Origin of the sequence: Pseudomonas sp. ADAK13 (genome assembly GCF_012935715.1) — a bacterium.
Taxonomy (GTDB): Bacteria; Pseudomonadota; Gammaproteobacteria; order Pseudomonadales; family Pseudomonadaceae; genus Aquipseudomonas.
In genome coordinates this window covers 6,314,334-6,337,728 of record NZ_CP052860.1, presented here as the reverse complement: position 1 = coordinate 6,337,728, position 23,395 = coordinate 6,314,334, and the positions used below count along the sequence as shown (strand labels likewise).

15 protein-coding genes are annotated in these 23,395 nt (G+C 63.4%); 3 read left to right on the top strand and 12 right to left on the bottom strand.

Features of this window, described 5'->3' with window-relative positions; translation table 11 throughout:
• Positions 1 to 106 precede the first annotated feature (106 nt).
• Positions 107 to 265 (bottom strand): hypothetical protein, encoded by a 159-nt coding sequence (locus tag HKK54_RS29250; RefSeq protein ID WP_010171624.1) that lies wholly within the window; start codon positions 263 to 265, stop codon positions 107 to 109.
• A 205-nt stretch (positions 266 to 470) separates the two neighbouring features.
• On the opposite strand from HKK54_RS29250, the gene HKK54_RS29245 reads away from it, so the two are divergent.
• From HKK54_RS29245 to glgB, 3 genes are all read left to right on the top strand, one after another.
• Positions 471 to 2,468, top strand: a complete 1,998-nt coding sequence (locus tag HKK54_RS29245; protein ID WP_169388735.1) for an alpha-1,4-glucan--maltose-1-phosphate maltosyltransferase — start codon at positions 471 to 473, stop codon at positions 2,466 to 2,468.
• A 148-nt stretch (positions 2,469 to 2,616) separates the two neighbouring features.
• Positions 2,617 to 5,964 carry a maltose alpha-D-glucosyltransferase gene (treS, locus tag HKK54_RS29240; RefSeq protein WP_169388734.1) on the top strand — a complete coding sequence of 1,116 codons (3,348 nt, stop codon included), beginning with the start codon at positions 2,617 to 2,619 and terminating at the stop codon, positions 5,962 to 5,964.
• Positions 5,961 to 8,195, top strand: a complete 2,235-nt coding sequence (gene glgB / locus HKK54_RS29235; protein ID WP_010171620.1) for a 1,4-alpha-glucan branching protein GlgB — start codon at positions 5,961 to 5,963, stop codon at positions 8,193 to 8,195. Before treS ends, glgB begins: the two co-directional genes overlap by 4 nt.
• A gap of 252 nt (positions 8,196 to 8,447) precedes the next feature.
• Here glgB and HKK54_RS29230 read toward each other — a convergent pair whose 3' ends face one another.
• The 11 genes from HKK54_RS29230 to glgA all read right to left on the bottom strand — a co-directional run bounded on the left by HKK54_RS29230 (position 8,448) and on the right by glgA (position 23,152).
• Positions 8,448 to 9,209: a PIG-L deacetylase family protein gene (locus HKK54_RS29230; RefSeq protein WP_010171616.1), complete on the bottom strand. Its 762-nt coding sequence runs from the start codon at positions 9,207 to 9,209 to the stop codon at positions 8,448 to 8,450.
• A gap of 188 nt (positions 9,210 to 9,397) precedes the next feature.
• A complete protein-coding gene (locus HKK54_RS29225; protein ID WP_169388733.1) occupies positions 9,398 to 10,057 on the bottom strand; it encodes a glycosyltransferase in 660 nt (219 codons plus the stop codon).
• Positions 10,054 to 10,653 (bottom strand): SAM-dependent methyltransferase, encoded by a 600-nt coding sequence (locus tag HKK54_RS29220; protein ID WP_169388732.1) that lies wholly within the window; start codon positions 10,651 to 10,653, stop codon positions 10,054 to 10,056. Before HKK54_RS29220 ends, HKK54_RS29225 begins: the two co-directional genes overlap by 4 nt.
• On the bottom strand, positions 10,650 to 11,408 hold the full coding sequence (locus HKK54_RS29215) for a PIG-L deacetylase family protein (protein WP_010171610.1): 759 nt from the start codon (positions 11,406 to 11,408) through the stop codon (positions 10,650 to 10,652). Before HKK54_RS29215 ends, HKK54_RS29220 begins: the two co-directional genes overlap by 4 nt.
• On the bottom strand, positions 11,405 to 12,403 hold the full coding sequence (locus tag HKK54_RS29210; protein WP_010171608.1) for an acyl-CoA dehydrogenase family protein: 999 nt from the start codon (positions 12,401 to 12,403) through the stop codon (positions 11,405 to 11,407). The genes HKK54_RS29215 and HKK54_RS29210 overlap by 4 nt, the downstream gene beginning before the upstream one ends.
• 1 nt (position 12,404) lies before the next feature.
• A complete protein-coding gene (gene glgX, locus HKK54_RS29205; protein WP_169388731.1) occupies positions 12,405 to 14,564 on the bottom strand; it encodes a glycogen debranching protein GlgX in 2,160 nt (719 codons plus the stop codon).
• A 122-nt stretch (positions 14,565 to 14,686) separates the two neighbouring features.
• Positions 14,687 to 14,965, bottom strand: a complete 279-nt coding sequence (locus HKK54_RS29200) for a DUF2934 domain-containing protein (protein WP_010171604.1) — start codon at positions 14,963 to 14,965, stop codon at positions 14,687 to 14,689.
• 24 nt (positions 14,966 to 14,989) lie between these two features.
• On the bottom strand, positions 14,990 to 17,746 hold the full coding sequence (locus HKK54_RS29195; RefSeq protein WP_169388730.1) for a malto-oligosyltrehalose synthase: 2,757 nt from the start codon (positions 17,744 to 17,746) through the stop codon (positions 14,990 to 14,992).
• Entirely contained in the window at positions 17,743 to 19,827 is a 2,085-nt protein-coding gene (gene malQ, locus HKK54_RS29190) for a 4-alpha-glucanotransferase (protein ID WP_169388729.1), read from the bottom strand. The genes HKK54_RS29195 and malQ overlap by 4 nt, the downstream gene beginning before the upstream one ends.
• Positions 19,824 to 21,575 (bottom strand): malto-oligosyltrehalose trehalohydrolase, encoded by a 1,752-nt coding sequence (gene treZ, locus HKK54_RS29185; protein ID WP_169388728.1) that lies wholly within the window; start codon positions 21,573 to 21,575, stop codon positions 19,824 to 19,826. Before treZ ends, malQ begins: the two co-directional genes overlap by 4 nt.
• 17 nt (positions 21,576 to 21,592) lie before the next feature.
• Positions 21,593 to 23,152 (bottom strand): glycogen synthase GlgA, encoded by a 1,560-nt coding sequence (gene glgA / locus HKK54_RS29180; RefSeq protein ID WP_169388727.1) that lies wholly within the window; start codon positions 23,150 to 23,152, stop codon positions 21,593 to 21,595.
• Between the last annotated feature and the right edge of the window lie 243 nt (positions 23,153 to 23,395).

Sequence of the window (23,395 nt, the reverse complement as noted above, 5' to 3'; positions counted from 1 at the left end):
GTCCCTGTGAGGTGTGGGAAGTTTCGTATATCAGGTGAGGTGGGGAGGGTTTGCCATGCTGCCAGCCCTCTGGAGCATGGCGCTCCCCTGTGGTTCATACCAGGGTTTACACAATCACCGGTGGCATGGTCGTCGGCGGTTCCTCCACCGGTGGTGGCTGAGTGCCAGGCGGTTCCTGCTCGGGAATCGGGTCCGGTTCGGTCGGTGGCAGGGTGGGCGTGTCAATGTTCGGGTCCGGGGTTTCAGCCGGGATCGGGATATTCATCGGTGTGGCCTCCTTTGTGCTTTGCTCTATCGGTGGACAATCGGGCGACGGATTTGATTCCCCGCCCGATGGCGACATATCCACCTGAACTTTTCATCCGCCGGCACGCTCGGAACCTATACGGCCCTGCTCAGGGAGAGCGGTGCCGTTTCAGAATTTGGATCAGGCACAAGAGCGTCCACTGGGCGTTAAGGGGAGATGCTCGATGACTGCTGAAACACTGACGCACGATGATTCAACCTCTACGTTACCGCTGTCCCAGGCACTGTTGCTGCCAAGGATTGCGATTGAAAGCACCACCCCGGTCATCGATGGCGGCGAGTTTGCCGTCAAGGCTGTGGTCGGCCAGCGCGTCCAGGTCGCCAGCAAGGTGTTTGCCGACGGCCACGACAAGCTCGCGGTGCTGATCCGCTGGCGCCCGCGCAGTGAAGAAAGCTGGCACAGCGTGGTAATGACCGATGTTGGCAACAACGGCTGGGAAGGTGCGTTCACCGTGACCACCCAGGGCCCGCATGAGTATTGCATCGAAGCCTGGATCGACACGTTTGCCAGCTTCCGCTACGAATTGAGCAAGAAACACGAGGCCGGTGTGCCCGTCAGCCTGGAATTGCAGGAAGGCCGCAGCCAGGTGCTGCAAGCCGCCGAGCGCAGCGACAACGAATTGCGCGACCGCCTGATGCTGCTGCACCACGAACTCTCCGGCCTGCTGGAAACCGAGCAAGTCGCGCTGTTCCTGCACGAAGACAGTGCACACCTGATGACCCAGGCCGACCACCGCGCCTATTTGAGCATCAGTGCCGTATACCCGATTGATGTAGAGCGCGAGGCGGCGCAGTTTGCCAGCTGGTACGAGCTGTTTCCCCGCTCGATCACCGACGATCCTGCGCGCCATGGCACCTTTAACGATGTGCACTCACGGCTGTCGATGATCCATGACATGGGCTTTGACGTGCTGTATTTCCCGCCGATTCATCCCATCGGCCGCAGCCATCGAAAAGGTAAGAACAATTCCCTGACCGCCGGGCCGGATGATCCGGGCAGCCCGTACGCCATCGGCAGCGAAGAAGGCGGCCACGAGGCCATCCATTCGCAACTGGGCACCCGCGAAGACTTCCGTAACCTGGTCAAGGCCGCAGCCGAACATGGCCTGGAAATCGCCCTGGATTTTGCCATCCAGTGCTCTCAGGACCACCCTTGGCTCAAGCAGCATCCGGGCTGGTTCAACTGGCGGCCCGACGGCACGATCAAATACGCCGAGAACCCGCCGAAGAAGTACCAGGACATCGTCAACGTCGACTTCTACGCCGCGGACGCTATCCCCAGCCTGTGGGTCGAATTGCGCGACATCGTGGTCGGCTGGGTGGAAGAGGGCGTGAAGACCTTTCGCGTCGACAACCCCCACACCAAGCCGCTGCCGTTCTGGCAATGGCTGATCAGCGATGTGCGTTCCAAGTACCCGGAGGTGATCTTCCTCGCCGAAGCCTTCACCACCCCGGCGATGATGGCGCGCCTGGGCAAGGTCGGTTACTCCCAGAGCTACACCTACTTCACCTGGCGCAACACCAAGGCCGAGTTGAGCGAGTACCTGAGCGAACTGAACGAATCCCCGTGGCGCGAGTGCTTCCGGCCGAACTTCTTCGTCAATACGCCGGACATCAACCCGGGTTTCCTGCATGAGTCCGGCCGCGCTGGCTTCTTGATCCGTGCCGCGCTGGCCACCATGGGTTCCGGCCTGTGGGGCATGTATTCCGGCTTTGAACTGTGCGAAGCGGCCCCGGTGCCAGGCAAGGAAGAGTACCTGGACTCGGAGAAATACGAGATCCGCCCACGGGACTTCACGGCGCCGGGCAACATCATTGCCGAGATCGCCCAGCTCAACCGCATCCGCCGACAAAATCCGGCGCTGCAGACGCACCTCGGGCTGACGCTCTACAACGCGTGGAACGACAACATCCTGTACTTCGGCAAACGCAGCGAGGACGGCAGCAACTGTATTCTGGTTGCCGTGAGCCTCGACCCGTTCAACGCCCAGGAGGCCAATTTCGAGTTGCCGCTGTGGGAGATGGGCTTGCCGGACGACGCCCAGACTCAGGGCGAGGATTTGATGACCGGCCACCGTTGGACCTGGTACGGCAAGACCCAGTGGATGCGGATCGAACCGTGGCACCAGCCGTTTGGTATCTGGCGCATTACCGTTTCCTGAAGCTGATTGAGATCGTTCCCACGCTCCGCGTGGGAATGCAGCCCCGGACGCTCTGCGTCCCCAAGCGTGACGCGGAGCGTCGCAACAGGCATTCCCACGCAGAGCGTGGGAACGATCAGCGACCCCACGAATTTTCCAGGAGTTTCCAATGGCGAAGAAACCCAAGGCTGCCACCTTTATCAAAGACCCGCTCTGGTACAAGGACGCGGTGATTTATCAGGTTCACGTCAAATCCTATTTCGACTCCAACAACGACGGTATCGGTGACTTTCCCGGGTTGATCGCCAAGCTCGACTACATCGCCGACCTCGGCGTGAACACCATCTGGTTGCTGCCGTTTTATCCCTCGCCACGCCGCGACGACGGCTACGACATCGCCGAATACCGTGGCGTGCACAGCGACTACGGGACCATGGCCGACGCCAAGCGCTTTATCGCCGAAGCCCACAAACGCGGGCTGCGGGTGATCACCGAACTGGTCATCAACCACACCTCGGACCAGCACCCGTGGTTCCAGCGTGCGCGCAAAGCCAAGCCCGGCTCGGCCGCGCGGGACTTCTACGTGTGGTCCGATGATGACCAGAAATACGACGGCACCCGGATCATTTTCCTCGACACCGAAAAGTCCAACTGGACCTGGGACCCGGTCGCCGGCCAGTACTTCTGGCACCGCTTTTATTCCCACCAGCCGGACCTCAACTTCGACAACCCGCAGGTGATGAAAGCTGTGCTGTCGGTGATGCGCTACTGGCTCGACATGGGCATTGACGGCCTGCGCCTGGACGCCATCCCGTACTTGATCGAACGCGACGGCACCAACAACGAAAACCTCCCGGAAACCCACGACGTCCTCAAGCAGATCCGCGCCGAGATCGACGCCAACTACCCGGACCGCATGCTGCTGGCCGAAGCCAACCAGTGGCCGGAAGACACTCAACTGTACTTCGGTGACAAGAAGGGCGACGACGGCGACGAATGCCACATGGCCTTCCACTTCCCACTGATGCCGCGCATGTACATGGCGCTGGCCCAGGAAGACCGTTTCCCGATCACCGACATTCTGCGCCAGACCCCGGAAATTCCGGCCAATTGCCAGTGGGCAATCTTCCTGCGCAACCACGATGAACTGACCCTGGAAATGGTCACCGACAAAGAACGTGACTACCTCTGGAATTATTACGCCGCCGACCGCCGCGCGCGGATCAACCTGGGAATTCGCCGCCGCCTCGCGCCGTTGATGGAGCGTGACCGCCGACGTATCGAGCTGCTCAACAGCCTGCTGCTGTCGATGCCGGGCACGCCGACCCTGTACTACGGTGATGAAATCGGCATGGGCGACAACATCTACCTTGGCGACCGCGACGGCGTGCGCACCCCGATGCAATGGTCCATCGACCGCAACGGCGGCTTCTCCCGCGCCGACCCGGCGAGCCTGGTGTTGCCGCCGATCATGGACCCGCAATACGGCTACCAATCGGTCAACGTCGAAACCCAGACCCAGGACCCGCACTCGTTGCTGAACTGGACCCGGCGCATGTTGGCGGTGCGCAAACAGTCCAAGGCCTTTGGTCGCGGCAGCCTGAAAATGCTCTCGCCGAGCAATCGCCGGATCCTGGCCTATACCCGTGAATACACGGGCGCCGATGGCAAGAGCGAGATCATCCTCTGCGTGGCCAACGTGTCCCGCAGCGCCCAGGCGGCGGAGCTGGACCTCTCGGCGTTCGCCGGCATGGTCCCGGTAGAGATGCTCGGCGGCAACGCATTCCCGCCCATTGGCCAGCTGAATTTCCTGCTGACCCTGGCGCCGTATGGCTTCTACTGGTTCGTGCTCGCGGCGGAAAACCAGATGCCGAGCTGGCACGTGGAGCCGGCGCAAAGCATCCCGGACTTCACCACCCTGGTGCTGAAAAAGCGCCTGGAAGAACTGCTCGAAGCGCCATGCCGTACTACCCTGGAACAAAATGCCTTGCCGGCGTGGCTGCCCAAGCGCCGCTGGTTTGCCAGCAAGGACACGGCGATTGATAGCGTGCACATCGCCTACGGCGTGCGTTTTGGCGACCCGCAGCACCCGGTGTTGCTCAGTGAGATTGAAGTCACCAGTGCCGGGCAGGTCAGCCGTTATCAGTTGCCATTCGGCTTCCTGGGTGAAGACCAGTTCACCAGCGCCTTGCCGCAACAACTGGCGCTTGCACGTGTGCGGCGGGTGCGCCAGGTCGGTTTGGTGACGGACGCGTTCAGCCTCGACACCTATATCCGCGCGGTGATCCAGGGCTTGCAGGCCAACACCGTGCTCAGTTCCACCGACGGCGAGATTCGCTTCGAGCCCACGGCGCAGTTGGCCAAACTGGAATTGAACGACGAATCGGAAGTGCGTTACCTCGCCGCCGAACAGTCCAACAGTTCGGTGGTAGTGGGCGGCAGCCTGGTGCTCAAGCTGATCCGCAAAGTCAGCGCGGGTGTGCACCCGGAGCTGGAAATGGGCGCCTACCTGACGGAAGCCGGCTACGAACATATCTCGCCGCTGCTGGGCTCGGTGATACGCCACGACGCCGATGGCCAGGACAACCTGCTGATGATTGCCCAGGGTTACCTGAGCAACCAGGGCGATGCCTGGGGCTGGACCCAGAACAACCTGGAGCGGGCGATTCGCGACGAACTGGCAGAAGCCATGTCCGAGCAGGAGCAGCACTACAACGCTCTTGGCGAACTGGCGGACTTCGCCGGCTTGCTCGGCCAGCGCCTGGGTGAAATGCACCAGGTGCTGGCCGCGCCGACCACTAACAAGGCCTTCAAACCCGAGGTTACTTCCCTCAAGGATAGCCAGGGCTGGGCCAGGCACGTGGGTGCACAAATCGACCGCGCACTTCAGTTGCTCAAACAGCATCAAACCCAGTTGAACCCTGCTGACCAGGCATTGGTCAGTGCTTTACTGGAGCAGAAAAAGGCGATTGCCAGTCATGTTCAGGACCTGGCGAAAGCCACGGTGGGCGGGTTGCGCATTCGCGTGCATGGCGACCTGCACCTGGGCCAGGTACTGGTGGTCAAGGGCGATGCCTACCTGATCGACTTCGAGGGCGAACCGGCGCGACCGCTGCATGAACGTCGCGGCAAACACAGCCCGTACAAGGACGTGAGCGGTGTGCTGCGCTCGTTTGATTACGCGGCGGCCATGGCGGTGAATGTGCAGGGCGTCGACCAGTCGCCTGAAGCCAATGCGTCCCGGCAGCGGGTCGCGGATCGCTATTTGCATGAGGCCAGACAGGCATTTATCCAGGCCTACCACGCGGCCACGACTACACTGGGCCATGACTGGCAGGATGCCAAAGGCCAGGACGCAGCGCTGGCGTTGTTCAGCCTGGAGAAGGCCGCGTACGAAGTGGCCTACGAAGCAGAGAATCGCCCGAGCTGGTTGCCGGTGCCGTTGCAAGGTTTGCACGGGCTGCTCAGCGGGTTGAAACCAATGTCGAAAACTGCACGCGGTGGGGAGACGTCATGAGTTTTACAAGCAAAGAACCGCTGCAGCCAAAGTTGACTGCGATGCCGGCGTCCAAGGACATCGAGGCGCTGGTGCGCGCAGAGCACCATGACCCGTTTTCAATCCTCGGGCCCCATGATGACGAGCAGGGCGGCCAATTCATTCGCGCCTTCCTGCCTGAAGCCTTGAGTGTCCAGGTACTGGCCAAGGACAGCGGCGAGCACATCGGCAGCCTCGACGCGACTCAAGTGCCAGGCCTGTTTGTCGGGCATTTCGGCAGCCGCCAGGCGTACCTGCTGAAGATCCAGTGGGCCGGCGGTGAACAGATCACCGAAGACCCTTACAGCTTCAGCCAGCTGTTGCTGGGCGAGATGGACCTGTACCTGTTCGCCGAAGGTAATCACCGCGACCTCAGCAGTTGCCTCGGTGCACAGGTGACCAGCGTCGACGGCGTCCAGGGCGTGCGCTTTGCGGTGTGGGCACCGAATGCCCGCCGGGTGTCGGTGGTGGGTGACTTCAACGTCTGGGACGGGCGCCGTCATCCGATGCGCCTGCGCCACCCGTCCGGGGTCTGGGAAATCTTTATCCCGCGCCTGCAACCGGGCGCCGCTTACAAATACGAAATCCTCGGGGCTCACGGGATTCTGCCGCTCAAGGCCGACCCGATGGCCCTCGCCACGCAGATGCCGCCGGACACCGCCTCCAAAGTCGCTTCGCCGCTGCAAGTCGACTGGCAGGACCACGACTGGATGCAGTCCCGTGGCGAGCGGCAAAAGCCCAGCGCGCCGTTGTCGATCTACGAGCTGCATCCCGGCTCCTGGCAGTGCGAACTGGATGAAGTCGGCGAAGTGGCCCGCCAGTACACGTGGCGCGAGCTGGCCGAGCGGTTGATTCCCTATGTGCAGCAACTGGGCTTCACCCATATCGAACTGATGCCGATCATGGAGCACCCGTTCGGCGGCTCCTGGGGTTACCAGGCCCTCTCGCAATTTGCCCCGACGGCGCGCTTCGGCTCGCCGGATGATTTCGCGTTCTTCGTCAACGCCTGCCATCAGGCTGATATTGGCGTGATCCTCGACTGGGTACCGGCGCATTTCCCGACCGATACCCACGGCCTGGCGCAGTTCGACGGCACTGCGCTGTACGAATACGCCAACCCGCTGGAAGGCTTCCACCAGGATTGGGACACCCTGATCTACAACCTCGGCCGCACCGAAGTCCACGGCTTCATGCTGGCGTCGGCGTTGCACTGGCTCAAGCATTTCCATATCGACGGCCTGCGGGTGGATGCCGTGGCGTCGATGCTGTATCGCGACTATTCGCGCAAGGCCGGCGAATGGGTGCCGAACCGCCATGGCGGGCGGGAGAACCTCGAAGCCATCGACTTCCTGCGTCACCTCAACGACGTGGTGGCCCTGGAAGCCCCCGGCGCCCTGGTGATCGCCGAGGAATCCACTGCGTGGCCGGGCGTGAGCCAGCCAACCCAACAGGGCGGCCTGGGTTTCAACTACAAGTGGAACATGGGCTGGATGCACGATTCGCTGCACTACATCCAGCAAGACCCGGTGTACCGCGCCCATCATCACAACGAGCTGAGTTTCGGTTTGGTGTATGCGTGGTCCGAGCGCTTTATCCTGCCGATTTCCCACGACGAAGTGGTGCACGGCAAACACTCGCTGATCGACAAGATGCCCGGTGACCGCTGGCAGAAATTTGCCAACCTGCGGGCCTACCTGAGCTTCATGTGGATGCACCCGGGCAAGAAGCTGCTGTTCATGGGCTGCGAGTTTGGCCAATGGCGTGAATGGAACCACGATCAGCAACTGGACTGGTACCTGCTGCAATACCCGGAACACCGGGGCGTGCAGAAACTGGTGGGCGACCTCAACCGCCTGTACCGCGAAGAGCCCGCGTTGCACGACCAGGACGACGCGCCTCAAGGCTTCCAGTGGCTGATCGGGGATGACGCCATCAACAGCGTCTACGCCTGGCTGCGCTGGAGCAAGGACGGCCGGCCGGTGCTGGTGGTGGCCAACTTCACACCGGTGCCGCGCGAGGCCTACAAGGTCGGCGTGCCGTTTGCCGGGCGCTGGAGCGAGGTGATCAACAGCGACGCCGATACCTATGCCGGTTCCAACTTCGGCAATGGTGGCGGGGCGTTTACGGAGGATGAGCCCAAGCATGGGCAGCCGTTGTCGCTGTCGTTGAACCTGCCTCCGTTGGGTGTGTTGATCCTGCGGCCGGAAGGCTGATGCCCAGACGATAAAGGCTAAATTTGGGAGCTGGCTTGTTGTGGTGAGGGGGCTTGTCCCCCGTCGGGCTCACCACAGCAAGCCCGGCTCCCACATAGAGGATTTGTTGTTTCTTAGAAATCGACTTTCAGCCCAATCGTGCCCTCCCGCCCCTTGAGCGAATGGCTGTCCAGGTTCCGGTTGTACCCCACCTCGCCGCACGGGCATTGCCGCTACTGTGAAAAGTAACAGGTACAGACGAGTAGGCCGCAGCTACAGGAACACGATCTCGTACGGTTCGCGCATCCGTTCCAGCAGCACCTGCGCGAGGATCGGCGCCAGGCCGATTTCCGGGTCACCGGCCAATTGGCTGGCATAGGCGTGGGCAGCATGCAGCTTGCGGGCGACGCTCCAGGTGTCGAGCCTGACCTTGCGGGCGCGTTGCCAGGGGATGGCGGCAGTTTCCCGGACCGGCCAGTGCCACGCCCAGATCGGCAGCTCGTGCAGGTGCACGCCCTTGACCGCGCAGGCTTTGGCGGCGGCGCGGCCGACGGCGTCATGGTCGTCGTTGCCGTCGTTGCGCCAGGTAGTGAACACCACGTCGCCGGGTTGCAGGTAGCGCGCAATGAACTGGCTCATTTGCTGTTCCCGCGCGGCCAGGGCGTTGTCGGCAAAGCCGCCGCGAATCCATTTCAGGCTGTGCAGGGGCACACCGAGCCGTCGCAGCGCCTCGACACTTTCCTGGGGACGGACCACGCTCAAGCGCTTGGCCGGCCACACGGTAGAGCCCGGATGGCTGGCACTGCCGTCGGTGATGGAGATCAGTTGCAGGGCGTATTCGCGGGTGCTGAGCAATTGCAGCAGGCCGCCACAGGCGATCACTTCGTCGCCGGGATGCGGGGCGATGACGACTACGCGGCTGCCTTCGGGCACCAGGGTTGCGGGGTTGATAGCAGGGATTTGCGCGAGTTGCGGGGCGCTGTTCCAGATTTGCGCGGGGCCCCGGCGGCTGTCGGTTAACGGTGCAGGTTTCATGGGTGTCACGTCCTTGTTCATCGGTAGTGCAGGCCGTACCCCGTTGTCGGGACGGCTCTTGTTGATACACAAGGGTCGGGCAACCGACGCTTGCGGCGCGACGGCGTTCCAACCCTGGATTGCCGTGCAAGGAATACTGATGATAGTTACGAATCGTCGCTTTTACATAGCCGGATGTCGCTATTTTTTCAGGAGGCCTGCATCAGGCTCTTGAGGTAATCCCCAAAGCCGCCCTGGGCGCGGCAATCCAGGCGGGCGCTGGTGATCACCTGGGGCGAGTGGCTCCAGGCAATGGACGCGCCGCAGCGCTCCAGCTGGCGCACCAGCTCGACGTCTTCATGGCACGGCAGGGGTTCGAAACCGCCGGCTCGCACGTACGCACCAGCGCTCACGCCGAGGTTGGCGCCATGAATATGCCGATGCCCGTCCCGCGCCTCATAGGCCTGGTGATAGCGGATCTGTGCCGCCGGGTCGAAGCCTTCGCTCCAGGCGTTCACCGTCACCGTGCCACACACCGCGTCCACCCCCAGGGCCAGTTGCGCCACCAGCCAATCGGGAGCCACGCGGCTGTCGGCGTCGGTGCAGGAAATCCAGCGCGCGCCGTTGTTCAGCAAGTGCCGCGCGGCCACGCCGCGCACGTGTCCCACGTTCCGCGCCTGCACTTCAAGGCTGTGCACCTGGTATTCGCGGGCGATGAGGGCGCTGCGATCGCTGCAGCTGTCGAGCACCGCCAGAATCTGCACCTCTTCACCCAGCAGGCCCGGATGACTGGCCGCGACCATCGCGGCTTTCAGGCATTCAGGCAGTAGTGTTTCTTCGTTGTGCACGGGTATCAGGATGCCGATCATCGCAGTCCCTCCAAGGTTGCAACCGTGGTGCCGTCACGGCTCCACAGGTCCAGTAGAAAATCGCTTTCGTGATGCTGTATCAAAGGCGGCATGCCCAGGCGTTGTCCGAGGCGCGCATGCACCTGTTCCGCCGTTTGCGGGCAGCCTTCGATGGGCGGTCGCCAGTGGCAGGCGAGGATCTGTCCGTCAGGCGTCAGCGAGGCGAGGGCGCGATCGATCAGCCCGTCGAAGTCCTTCGGGTCGAGGTAGTAGCACAGCTCGCTGAGCACAATCAGCTCGAACGTCTCGCTGGGCCACTGGTCCGGCAAGCGGCTCTGCTGCACCGTGGCATGGCTGAAACCGAGCAACCGTGCCTGTGCCAGGCTGACGGCGGCCTGCGCGGTGTCACAGCACAGCAGGCGGTCGCAGCGCGTGGCCAGCTCGAAGCTCAGCTCACCGTTGGCGCAGCCGGGTTCAAAGATCGAGGCGTAGCGCGGCCGGGTCAGCGCTGCAAGGGTCAGTGCCCGCTTGCGGCGTTCGTACCAGCGTTGGCGAAACGCCCAGGGGTCGTCGTTGCCGGCAAACAGCTCATCGAAGTAGGGCGTGGCGACGCTCATACAAACACCACTTCAAAGGGCTGCAGCAGGCGCTCCAGCACGTAGGGTGCGAGCACCGGCGGCAGGCCGATCTGCGGGTCACCTTCCAGCTGGCTGGCAAACGCGTGGATCGCATGGCGTTTGCGGGCCACGGCTTCAGGCGTCAGGAGAATTTTGCGCGCGCGGTGCCAGGGCACCTGGCTGTCTTCGGGGGTTGCCCAGTGCCAGGTCCAGACCGGCAGTTCCAGCAAGGTCGCGCCCACGGCCCGGGCCGCCTTGGCACTGGCACGGCCCACGGCTTCATGGTCGCAATGGCCGTCTTCGCGCCAGGTGGTGAAGACCACGTCGCCGGGCTTGAGGTAGCGTTGGATGAATTGCCCAAGGTCCTCTTCGCCAGCCGCGACCTGGCTGTCAGAAAAACCGGCCCGCAGCCACTTCAGGCTGTGCAACGGCAACCCCAGTCGATGCAGCGCCTGGGCCGATTCCTGCGGCCGCACCACGCTCAGGCGTTCCACCGGCCAGCGACGCGAGCCCGGATGGCTGGCGCTGCCGTCGGTGACGGAGATCAACAGCATGGGCCGGTCCAGGGCGGCAAGGCCTTGCAGCAGGCCGCCGCAACCGAGCACTTCATCGTCCGGATGAGGCGCAATGATCACCGCGCGGCTGCCCTCGGGCACCAGCTCGGCAATCTCGACACAGGCCAGTTCGGCCAGCCGCGAGGAGCTTTGCCACAGGTGCAACGGTGTGCCCTGGCCGACGATAGGGTTGGTTTTCATAGTTGCCACTGCCCTGTGGTTTGTTCAGCGATTTGTTGGCCGAGGGCGCCCAGGTCACGCTCGGCGTGGCTTTGGCGGATGTACACCGGCAAGTCCGCCATCAGTTGGGCAAAGTGCGGGTCCTTGCAGTAAGGACCGGCGCCCAGCGCACGGCCGACGTGGCGCACCACCTGGTCGACCGAGTCTTCGATACAGGCCCGCGCCTGCTGAGCCAGCAGTTGCGCATTGGCCTTGGGTTGCCGGTCGATCTGTACCGCACTGTTGCGCAGCACGCAGGCGGCGCTGTGCAGGGCACTGTCGACCGCGCCCAAATGGGCCAGCGCGTGGGGCTCCTTGCTGCGGGCACAGTGTTCGCGCAAGGCTTCTGCCAAGCGTTGGGCGGCGCCGTACCAGCACGCCGCGATACCGATCCCGCCCTGCCAGAAGCCGGGCCGCGCCAGATAATCCCCGGGGCCGCCCACGGCCAGCCCGGTGGCCCGATCGAAAATAACCTCGACACTGCCCGTCGCCGCCATGCCCACAGCCTGCCAGCCGTCATCGGTGACGGTCACCCCAGGCTGGTCCATCTGCACCGCCACCAACTGCTGGCGATCCTCGTCATCCCAGGCTGTCAGCAAACCATGGCTGACCACCGCCGCGCCGGAGCACCAGGCCTTGCGGCCTTCCAGTACGAGCCGATGGCCGTCGCGCCGCACCCGCACCCGGGCCGTGGGCGGCTCGGCCGCCCACATGCCCCACGTACTGCCGATGGGCGGGAGCTCGCTGCCCAATTCGGCGATGATAGCGAGGGCGTCAGTATGCCCCTCGAACAGTTTGCACAGGCCCAGGTCATGGCCCGCCACCTGGGCCAGGCGACTGAACCGTTGCAGGGTATCGCCGCTGCCGGGCCGGGGCAGTTGGTCCAGCCCGGTCTCCACCAGCGTGCTTAGTGCTCGGCCCAGTGCCGCCGTGTCCGGGTAGCCTGGGGTATGTTGCAGGAAATCGTGTAAATCCATTTCACACCTCGTCCTCATGCTGTAGTTCAAACAGCAACAGCGACCGCCCGGTGACCGCGTATTCGTGGTCGAAATCAAAGCGCTCCTGGCCACGCACCGACGGCTGGTTGGTGTCGAGCATGCAGGTCCAGAAGCCGCCATCCGGTACCGGTGGCAGGCGGAAATTGACCATGTCGTGGTGGGCGTTGACCACCAGCAACAAGGTGGCATCGGCCCCGGGGCGACGAATCCCGGTTTCCTGGGCGCGGCCATCCATCAACATGCCCAGGCAGCGGCCATGGCTGTCCTGCCATTGTTCGGTGGTCATTTCATCGCCGCTTGGCGCCAGCCAGGTCACGTCCTTGACGCCGATGTCTTCGTTGTAGTCGCCTACCAGGAAGCGCCCGCGACGCAGGATCGGGTACGCCAGGCGCAACTTGATCAGGCGCTTGACGAACTTGAGCAGGGCCTTGCCGTCTTCATCCAGTTCCCAGTTGATCCAGCCGATCTCGCTGTCCTGGCAGTAGGCGTTGTTATTACCGTGCTGGGTGCGGGCAAATTCGTCACCGGCCACCAGCATCGGCGTGCCCTGGGCCAGCAGAAGGGTGGCGAAGAAATTGCGCATCTGGCGCAGGCGCAGTGCGTTGATTTCCGGGTCGTCGGTGGGACCTTCGACACCGTGGTTCCACGACAGGTTGTTGTTGCTGCCGTCCTGGTTGTTCTCGTCGTTGGCTTCGTTGTGCTTGTCGTTGTAGGACACCAGGTCGTGCAGCGTGAAACCGTCATGGGCGGTGATGAAGTTCACCGAGCTGTACGGGCGCCGGCCACGCTGGTTGAACATCTCGCCCGAGGCGGTCATGCGCCCGGCGAAGTCGGCCAGTTGGCCGTCGTCGCCTTTCCAGAACGAGCGCACGGTGTCGCGGAAACGGTCGTTCCACTCCACCCAGCCCGGCGGGAAGCCGCCAACCTGATACCCACCGGGGCCACAGTCCCAGGGCTCGGCGATCATTTTCACCTGGCGCAGCACCGGGTCCTGGCGGCAGGCCACGAGGAAGCTGTGGCGCTCGTCGAAACCGTCGCGGTAGCGGCCGAGGATGGTTGCCAGGTCGAAGCGGAAACCGTCGACATGCATCTCGGTGGCCCAGTAGCGCAGCGAGTCGGTGACCATTTGCAGCACGCACGGGTGACTCAGGTCGAGGGTGTTGCCGGTACCGGAATCGTTGATGTAGAAGCGCTTGTCATCCGGCATCAGGCGGTAGTACGAGGCGTTGTCGATGCCGCGCATGGACAGGGTCGGGCCTTGCTCGTTGCCTTCGGCGGTGTGGTTGTAGACCACGTCCAGAATCACTTCCAGCTTGGCTTCATGCAGGTGCGCGACCATTTCCTTGAACTCGGCAATCTTGCCGCTGGCCAGGTAGCGCGGGTCTGGCGCGAAGAAGGCAATGCTGTTGTAGCCCCAGTAGTTGGTCATGCCTTTTTGCAGCAGGTGCTGGTCGTTGACGAAGGCATGCACGGGCAGCAGTTCTACCGACGACACGCCCAACTGGCGAATGTGCTTGAGCACGTCATCGACCATCAGCCCGGCGCAGGTACCGCGCACTTCTTCAGGCACCGAAGGGTGGCGCATGGTGATGCCGCGCAGGTGGGTTTCATAAATGATCGTGCGATCCCACGGCGTGCGCACCGGCTGGTCGTTGCCCCAGGTGTGGGCCGGGTCGATGACTTTGCACTTGGGCACGAAGGGCGCGCTGTCGCGCTCGTCGAAACTCAGGTCGGCGTCCGGATGCCCGATGGTGTAGCCGAACAGCGCCTCGGACCATTTGAGCTCGCCCACCAGTTGTTTGGCGTAGGGGTCGATCAGCAATTTGTTGTGGTTGAAGCGATGACCGTTGGCCGGGTCATAAGGACCGTACACGCGATAGCCGTAAATCAGCCCTGGATGGGCGTCGGGCAGGTAGCCGTGGAAGGTCTCGTCGGTGTATTCCGGCAGTTCGATGCGTTCCAGCTCGACTTCACCGCTGTCGTCGAAAATGCACAGTTCGACTTTGATGGCGTTGGCCGAGAACAGTGCAAAGTTGACACCCAGACCGTCCCAGGTCGCGCCGAGGGGGAAGGGCAAACCTTCACGAATCCGCGACGGCTCGTTTTCCGGCGTCGAGTTGGGCTTGTTGGGTTTGCTCATTGAGATGCTCCTGCAAGTAGATTTTCCGGGCCGAACGAGGCCGTTCCGGCGTGAAGCCAGTTAAATATCGGTGTCTGGATAGCCTCCTGCGGTGCGGGCGCAGCCGCAGGAGGGGCTTTGGCTCAGGGGGCCTTGGGCTTCTTCGCCGCAGCGGGTTTTTTCGGCGCCGGTGCCGCGCCTGGCTTGGGTGCGGCGGCCGGCTTGGCCGCGGCAGCCGCTGCCGGCTTGGCTTTTGGCTTGGCCTTGGCGGCGGCCTTTGGCGTCTTGGATGGCGTCAGCGCTTCGGCTTCTGCCAGTTTGCGCGCCATCTCCCAGTGTCGCGCGTCCTCGCCGTGGGGTTTACCTTCAGACTCCCAGATCTGATGCGCTAATTCGCGTATGCGTTTGTCTTCAGTACTCATCACAATGCTCCTCGCAGAAAATTTTCAGCTTTCTTGACCATCAGGATTGATAAAGACATTGACCGGGAAATCCCCCAGGGCAGCGCTGATCATGAGCTCCTTGTTTGGTGTGACTGCGCCTGTTCGGAAAAGTCCCTTCCAATTTTGGGTTGGGGCGGCGAACGGTAATCTGACCCGGGTATCGCCCCAAATCTGCGCGTTGATCAGGGGGTACACACCGTTTTCAAGCAGACGGTGCGGCCAGCGTGGCACCACCACCAGCAGCTGTTTGCCCTGGTATTCGCGGTAGAAGGCGACCACCCGTTCAGCGTGTTCGCCGACCACTTCCAGCGGCTCGTAGCTGCCCTGGCGAAACAGTTGCGCATGCGCCTTGCGCAACGTCAGGACCTGGCTGATCACCGCCTGTTTTATACGCCCGTCATGCCAGTTGAACAGCAACTCGCCGATGTCCGGCGGTGTGTGCAGCCCCTGTTGCCGTGCGTGAAAGTCCACGGGCCGGCGGTTATCCGGGTCTACCAGGGTGAAGTCCCAGAACTCATCGCCCTGATACAGATCCGGCACCCCCGGCACCGTGAGGCGAAGCAAGGATTGCGCCAGCCCGTTGAGCGCACCCGCCGGGGCGATGGCCTGGGCGGCGTCGCCGATGGCGTCGCGCAGGGCCTTGCCGGAGTCCTCCAGCAGCAGCCGTGACAGGAACGCTTCGACACCTTGTTCATACAGCTCGTTGGGTGCGCTCCAGCTGCTGTTCAACTTGGCTTCACGCAAGGCTTTCTGCTGCCACTGCCAGAGACGCCGGTGATAGTCCGCCAGGCCCTCGGCATCGTCGCGGTGCAGGTCCAGGGGCCAACTGCCCAGCAGCACCTGATAGAGGATCAGTTCGTCACCCGCCGAAGGCGTCTGCCCATCACTGCGCAGGCGGGCGGCGAGGGGGCGCCATTGCTCCACCTGTTCGGCGTACCACTCGGCGCATTCGCTGAGTACGGCCAGGCGCGCGCGGGTGTCTTCGCCGCGCTTGTGGTCGTGGGTGGCGGTGGCCAGCAGGTTGTCGGGGAACGTGCGCAGGCGTTGCTGATTCACGGCATGAAAGTCGTCCAGCGGTGCGCTGAATTGCTCGGTGCTGAAGCCCACGTCATTGCGCGACAGCAACACGCCCGAGCGATAGAACGCGGTGTCTTCCACGGCCTTGGCCGCCGCCGGCGAGGTCAGTTGCTGGAAGCGTACGCAGGCGTGCTTGAGCATTTTGCGTTCACGGCCCAATGGGCGATCGCGCCAGGGTTGGCCGCCGAGCCATTTTTCCAGGTAGTCGAGCACTGGCCAGTCGGCTTCGCTCAAGGTGCTGCGGGCACCGGCCAGGGCTTGCAGGAAAAACACGTCATCCAGTTCGCTGCGGCCCCGGGCGCTGATGTAGGTGCGGTACACCGGGAAGTGCACGATCAGTTCCTGCAACGCCCGGCGAATCGCACCCAGGGTCAGGTCGCGGCTCATCACATCGTCCCGGGCCACTTGCAGCAAGGCCTGGGCCACGCTTTCAAAGTCGCCGGCGAGGGAGCCGTTGAGGATCTGCTGACGGGCGAGCCAGGCCTCTTCGATAAACGAAGAGGGGCGTTCGGTGTGGCGAGTCCATAACTCAGCCAGAGGCTCGAAGCCTTTGGGGTCGTGTTGCAGCAATGACAACTGGTTCATGAATTCGTAGCCGGTGGTGCCATCCACGCGCCAGTCTTCGCGCAGGGTTTCGCCTTCGCCGAGGATCTTCTCGACGAAGATCGGCAGGTGCCGCCCACCCGCCAGGGAATCCACCCGGCGCCGCAGTTTGCGGCAGTAACCACGCGGGTCGGCGAGGCCGTCGATATGGTCGATGCGCAGGCCGTCGATCTGGCCTTCGCTGATCAGTTGGAAGATCTTGCCGTGGGTGGCTTCGAACACCGCGCTGCGTTCAACCCGCAGGCCGCCCAGCTCGTTGACGTCGAAGAAGCGCCGCCAGTTGATATCGTCCGCCGCCGTGCGCCAACTGGCCAGGCGATAGCTTTGTTGTTCCAGCAGGGTATGCAGGCGGGCAAAACCGTCGGGCTGGCGCGCGTCGTAGAGGCCGAGGTTGTCTTCGATAGCCTTCAGGGTCTCGGGATTGCGGGCCGCCTCAGCCAGCTCCCGTTTCAGCGCGACCGCCTGAGGGTAGGCGTCCGGCTGGTAGGCCAGGCTGCTGAAACGGTCGGCCAGGGCCTTGATGGGCACCAGGTCGCCGTATTCCCGCGGGCAGATCGGAAAACGGTGTTCGTAATGCTCCACGTAGAAGCTGCCCTGCTGTGGGTCGAAGCGCAGGGGCAGGGCGCCGGATTGCAGGGCTTCGCCGTAGTCGCTGCCGAGAAACGGCATCAGCAGTTGGCCTTTGAGCAGCGGGTCCGGCGAGTGCCATTGAATGTCGAAGAATTCGCTGTAGGGGCTCAGTCGGCCCCATTCCAGCAGGTCCAGCCACCATGGATTATCGGCACCGCCGACGGCCATGTGGTTGGAGACGATATCGAGGAGCAGCCCCATCTCATGCTCGCGCAGTGCGGCTACCAGACGGCGCAGCGCTGGTTCGCCGCCGAGCTCGGGATTGACGGTGGTCGGGTCGACCACGTCATAGCCGTGCATCGAGCCGGTGCGGGCGCTCAGCAGCGGCGAGGCGTAAAGGTGGCTGATGCCCAGTCCGGCGAAGTACGGCACCAGCGGCACGGCGTCGTCGAGGGTGAAGCCCTTGTGAAATTGCAGGCGTTGGGTAGCCCGCAGGGTCAATGGCTTCATCGGTCACGCTCGTGGGCCTGGAGGCGCGCCACGGCCAGCAGCTCAAGGCGGCGGGCGGCGTTTTCATCGTCGAGCAGGGTGGCTGCATCGCCCGCCAGGCGGCGCCGCCAATTCGGGTGGGTGTCGGTGGTGCCGGGCAGGTTGGCTTGCTCCTCCACGCCCAGGGCATCTTCCAGGGGCAGCAGCACCAACGGCGCACGGGTGTGGCCCAGGTAGCGCACGCTGGCGTCGATAACGTGGTCGGTTTCGTTGCGCACTTCATCGGTGAAGTTCTGCGGGTCCTGGCTCAAGGCCTGGCGCAGCGCTTGGCGTTCCCGCAGACGGTGGTCGCTCCATTGTTCGACGGTGGGAGCATCGATCAGCCCCAACTGGATATTCCAGTCGATATCGCGGCTGTGCCACCAGCCGTTCAGGGTTGGCAGGTCGTGGGTGCTGGTGGTGGCCAGCGCGTTGTCCGGCCAATCCAGAATCGGCTTGAACTGGCCGTCGTGGTCTTGCTCGAACAGTAGCACGCGCATGCCAAGGATCGAGCGGGCGATCAGTTTTTCCCGCAGGCCGTCGGGTACGGTGCCGAGGTCTTCACCGAGGACGATCGCCTGATGGCGGCTCGACTCCAGCGCCAGGAGCCGCAGCAGGTCATCCACCGGGTAATACAGATAAGCCCCGTCCCGCGGCGAGGCATCCATCGGGATCACCCACAGGCGTTGCAAACCCATCACATGGTCGATACGCAGGCCGCCGGCATGGGCAAAGTTGGCCCGCAGCATTTCGATAAACGCACGAAAGCCGTTGCGCTTGAGGCCTTCCGGGGAAAACGCGGAGATGCCCCAGCCCTGGCCGGCACGGTTGAGAATGTCGGGTGGCGCACCCACGGTGAGATCTGCCAACAGTTCATCCTGGCGGCTCCAGGCCTGGCTGCCGCCGCCGTCCGCGCCCACCGCGAGGTCGGCGATCAGGCCGACGCCCATGCCACTGCCGCGCGCCGCTTGTTGCGCACGCTCCAGGCAGCGGGCGATCAGCCATTGGTTGAACGCATAGAAGCCGATTTCATCCCGATGGGTTTCGGCGAATTGCGCCAGCGCCTGGCTTTGCGGGCTGTGCCAGTCCTCGGGCCAGTGACGCCAGTCGAGGCTCTCGCCATTGGCTGCACGCTCGGCTTGCACAGCTTCAAAGCGGCAGTGGTTTTCCAGGGCTTCGCCGCCGGCCTGGCGGAAGCTCAGGAAGTCGGCGTGCTGCGGGTGGTCGCCCTGGCGAAAGTCTTCATACAGGGTGTGCAACAGGCGCTGCTTGGCTTTGGCGGCGGCCGGCCAGTCGATCAGGCTTTGCTGCTCAAGGTCGTGCAGTTCGTCGGCCAGGCCGCTGGTTTCGATGGCGGTTTGCACCGCACGTTCGCCGAGGATGCAGCCGGGGGAGGCGTACAAACTGTTGAGGAACAGCCGGCTGGACGGGGAATACGGGCTGAAGCGGTCGGTGTCGGCACTGAACATCGCGTGCATCGGGCTGATGGCCAGGGCATCGGCGCCACGTTCGGCGGCGGAACGGGCCAGTTGCTCCAGTGCCTGGGTGTCACCAAAACCACCGTCGCCGCTGCGGCGCAGGGAATACAGTTGGGCGCTCAGGCCCCAGGCCCTGGCGGTTTGGGTGTCGACCGCTTCAGCGACGGTGTAGCAGTGGGTCGGTGCCACGGCCAGGGTGAAATGCTGGTCGGCGATATGCACCTGCTGATAGCCGACCGGAATCGACCCGGGCAGCACCGCGTCATCGTCCAGCTTCAGGTCGAGCACGCCGGCGTCTTCGAGGTGAATCTGGCACGGCGTGCCGGGGGCGAAGTAGCGCGCCAGGTCCAGGCCGGCACCGCTGTCGACGGTCATCAGCGGTGGCAGGTGCTTGTCTTGCTGCACGCGTTCCAGGTCCAGCAGGCTGGCTTCGATGGCGGCATCGCTGTCGGCCGGGTGACCCAGGCCTTTGAGCACGGCGCGCAGGGCGTCGGGTTTGACATGTTGCGGGCGGCCATTCGCGTCGATCCAATCGACGGCCAGGCCCGCTCGGCTGGCGAGTATTTCCAATTGCGCGTCGCTCAAGGGTGCTCTCCAACAGGGGAATGGGTGAGGCTGACGCGGGCACTGAACGGGGCCAGTTGTTGGGCCCCGCTGGCCTGCGTCACAAATAGGAGGTGCTCGGCCGCTGGGTAGTTCAGAGAATCGGCGCTCAGGTTGAGGTCGATCTGCAGCAGGCTGCCATTGCCCAGGCGCCAGCGCGCCGTGACCGCGCCCACCGCCAGTACGTGCGCACCCAGGGCCACGCTGCCCGGCAGGTGCGGCACGATATGTTGGTGGCGCAGGCTCAGCAGTTGGCGATAGAGCTGTGAGTCGTCGCAGTCGGCGAGGGCGGGTGCCGAGCGGCGGAAGGTTTGCAGGGAATTGGGGTCGGGAATTCGTTCGCGGCGTTCCGGGTCGCTGAATGCGGCAAAGTCGGCAAACTCGTTGCGCCGGCCTTCGCGTACCGCCTCGGCCAGTTCGCCGTGGTGGTCGGTGAAGAACAGGAACGGCTCTTCGGCGTTGACTTCGTCGCCCATGAACATCAACGGGATCATCGGCGACATCAGCAGCAAGGTCGTCGCAGCGCTCAAGGCCTGGGGCGAGCACAGTTGATGCAGGCGTTCGCCCAGGGCGCGGTTGCCGATCTGGTCGTGGTTCTGCAGGAACAGCACAAAGGCACTGGGCGGCAGGTGGCCACTGGGCTCACCGCGTGAGTGGCCGTGGCGGGTGGTGTGGCCCTGGTAGATGAACCCTTCGCTCAGGCAGCGGGCCAGCTTGCCGGTGGGGTCTTCGGCAAAGTCGGTGTAGTAGGCGTCGGTTTCGCCGGTGAGCAGCACGTGCAGGGCGTTGTGGCCGTCGTCGTTCCACTGCGCATCGAAACCGCGCTCCAGCAGGCTGGCCTGGTTGAATTCGTTTTCCAGTACCAGCCACACATGGCGCCCCGCGTCGACTTGCTGGCGCACGCGTTCGGCCAGTTCTTCCAGGAATTCGGGGTCGTTGATGGCATGTACCGCGTCCAGGCGCAGGCCGTCGAAGCGGTACTCCAGTAGCCACATCAGGGCGTTGTCGATGAAGAAATCCCGAACTTCCCGGCGATCAAAGTCAATGCCGGCGCCCCAGGGCGTGTGCACGTCTTCGCGGAAGAAACCTTTGGCGTAGCTGCCGAGGTAATTGCCGTCGGGACCGAAGTGGTTGTAGACCACATCCAGAATCACCGCGAGGCCGTGGTGGTGGGCGCTGTCGATCAGCTGTTTCAACTGTTCGGGCGAACCGTAGGAAGATTGTGGTGCGTAGGGCAGGACCCCGTCGTAGCCCCAGTTGCGTTCGCCGGGGAACTGGGCGATGGGCATCAGCTCAATGGCGGTGACACCCAGCTCCGCAAGGCGTGGCAGTTGTTTCTCGACCTCGGCGTAGCCCCCCAGCACGCCCACGTGCAGCTCGTAGATCACGGCTTCGTGCCAGGGCCGGCCTTGCCAGTGGCCGTGGCGCCACTGATAGGCCAGAGGGTCGACGACCACGCTGAAGCCGTGAACGTCCGTGGCCTGCGCCCGGGAAGCCGGGTCGGGAACGTCCTGTTCACCGTCGATGCTGTAGCGGTAGCGTGTCCCGGCGGGACATTGCAGCTGCACCACAAACCAGCCATCGGCCTGGGGCAGCATCGCTACCGATTTACCTTCTTCAAATTCAACGCTGACATAAAACGCGTCGGGTGCCCACAAGGCGAAACGGGTGTGTTCCGCATCCAGCATGATCGCGCCGTGGGGCCATGTTTCCAGAGTCCTTGACGGCATCTATGAAGACCTCTTTTTTAATTTTTCCCCGATCTTCCCAGTGATTTCGCCACCAGTTGTTCGTAAAGTTCGGCGTAGGGTTCCACCGCCTTGCACCAGTTGAACGGTGCGGCCATGGCCCGGCAACGCATGGCGTTGAGCAGGCCGGGAAAGGCGAAGACCTTGAACGCACGGCTCAGGGCCGCTTCGTAGCTCTCGACGGTGGATTCGTTGAACAGGAAACCGGTAACGCCATCCTCGATGGTGTCGGCCAGGCCGCCGGTGTTGCGGGCAACGGGTAGGGAACCGAAGCGCTGGGCGTACATCTGGCTCAGGCCGCAGGGTTCATAACGGGACGGCATCAGCAGGAAGTCGCTGCCGGCGAACATGCGCCGGGCATCGGTCTCGTTGAAGCCGATGCGCACGCCAATCTGGCCTGGAAAGCGCAGGGCCAGGGCGCGCATGGCTTGTTCTTCTTCAGGCTCGCCGCGACCGATGATGGCGATCTGGCCGCCATGTTCGACGATAAAGCTGGCGACCGCTTCGGTGAGGTCCAGGCCTTTTTGGTAGACCAGGCGCGACACCACGGCAAACAGTGGGCCGGTGGACTCTTCCAGGCCGAACAGGTTGCGTACATGGGCGGCGTTCAGCGCCTTGCCTTCCCAGTCACCGATGTTGAAGGGGTGGGTCAGGTGCGGGTCAGTGGAGGCTTCCCAGCTTTCGTCGATGCCGTTGGGAATGCCGCTGAGCAGGCCTTGCTGGGTCTTGCTGGCGAGGAAACCGTCCAGACCGCAGCCGAATTCGGGGGTGGTGATTTCCTGGGCGTAGGTCGCGCTGACCGTGGTGATATGGCTGGAATACGCCATGCCAGCCTTCAGGAATGACAGCTTGCCGTAGAACTCCATGCCTTCTTGTTGCAAGGCGTGTTCGGGAATTCCCAGTTCCGGGCACGAGGCCAGGCTGACCACGCCCTGGTAGGCGAGGTTATGAATGGTGAACAGGGTCGGGGTACGTGACCCGCGCCAGTGCATATAGGCCGGTGCCAGGCCAGCGGGCCAGTCATGGGCGTGCACCAGGTCCGGGCACCAGTGGATCTGTGCCAGGTTGGCGGCAATATCGGCGGCGGCCAGGCCCAGGCGGGCGAAGCGAATATGGTTGTCGGGCCAGTCGCGGCCGTTGTTGGCGCCGTAGGGCGTGCCTTCGCGCTCATACAACTCGGGGCAGATCAGCACATAGATGACCAGGCCATCCTTGAGGTCCATGCGCCCGATCTTGCACGGTGGCAACGCAGCGTGGCCGCCCAGCTCACCGATGATATGAATGGGGTTGTCGCTATCAAGCACCTGCGGGTAACCAGGGATCAGCACGCGCACATCGTGCAGGTGCGCCATGGCACGGGGCAGGGCGGCGGACACGTCACCCAGGCCGCCGGTTTTCACCAGGTCAGCCAGCTCGGACGTCACGAACAATACTTTCTTGCGATTGGGATTCTGACTTGGGACCGGCCGCAGCGTGTTGGGCAGGTCGGCCAATGAGGTCGGCCCGCCAACCGGCTGACTAAAACGCTCTCCCTGAGTATCTACAGCGGCACTGATCATAGTTCTCTCCCATGTGTTGGTCGGCTGATGGCATATGGCAATCAGCGAAGGTTGACCGCATCCTGCGGCCAGGCGCACAAGCGCTACACAGACTGGCAAGGCTTATGCCAGTTGTGTTGGAGTCTTAAATAGAGTGGATGGACGGGCGTTTGGTGTGAACCGTCAGCGCTCGCCTTACCTTAAACCTGACCTGCGGCAGAGTTCGAAAGTTTCGATTTTTTGCGGGGTTTTTGTTTTGGAACG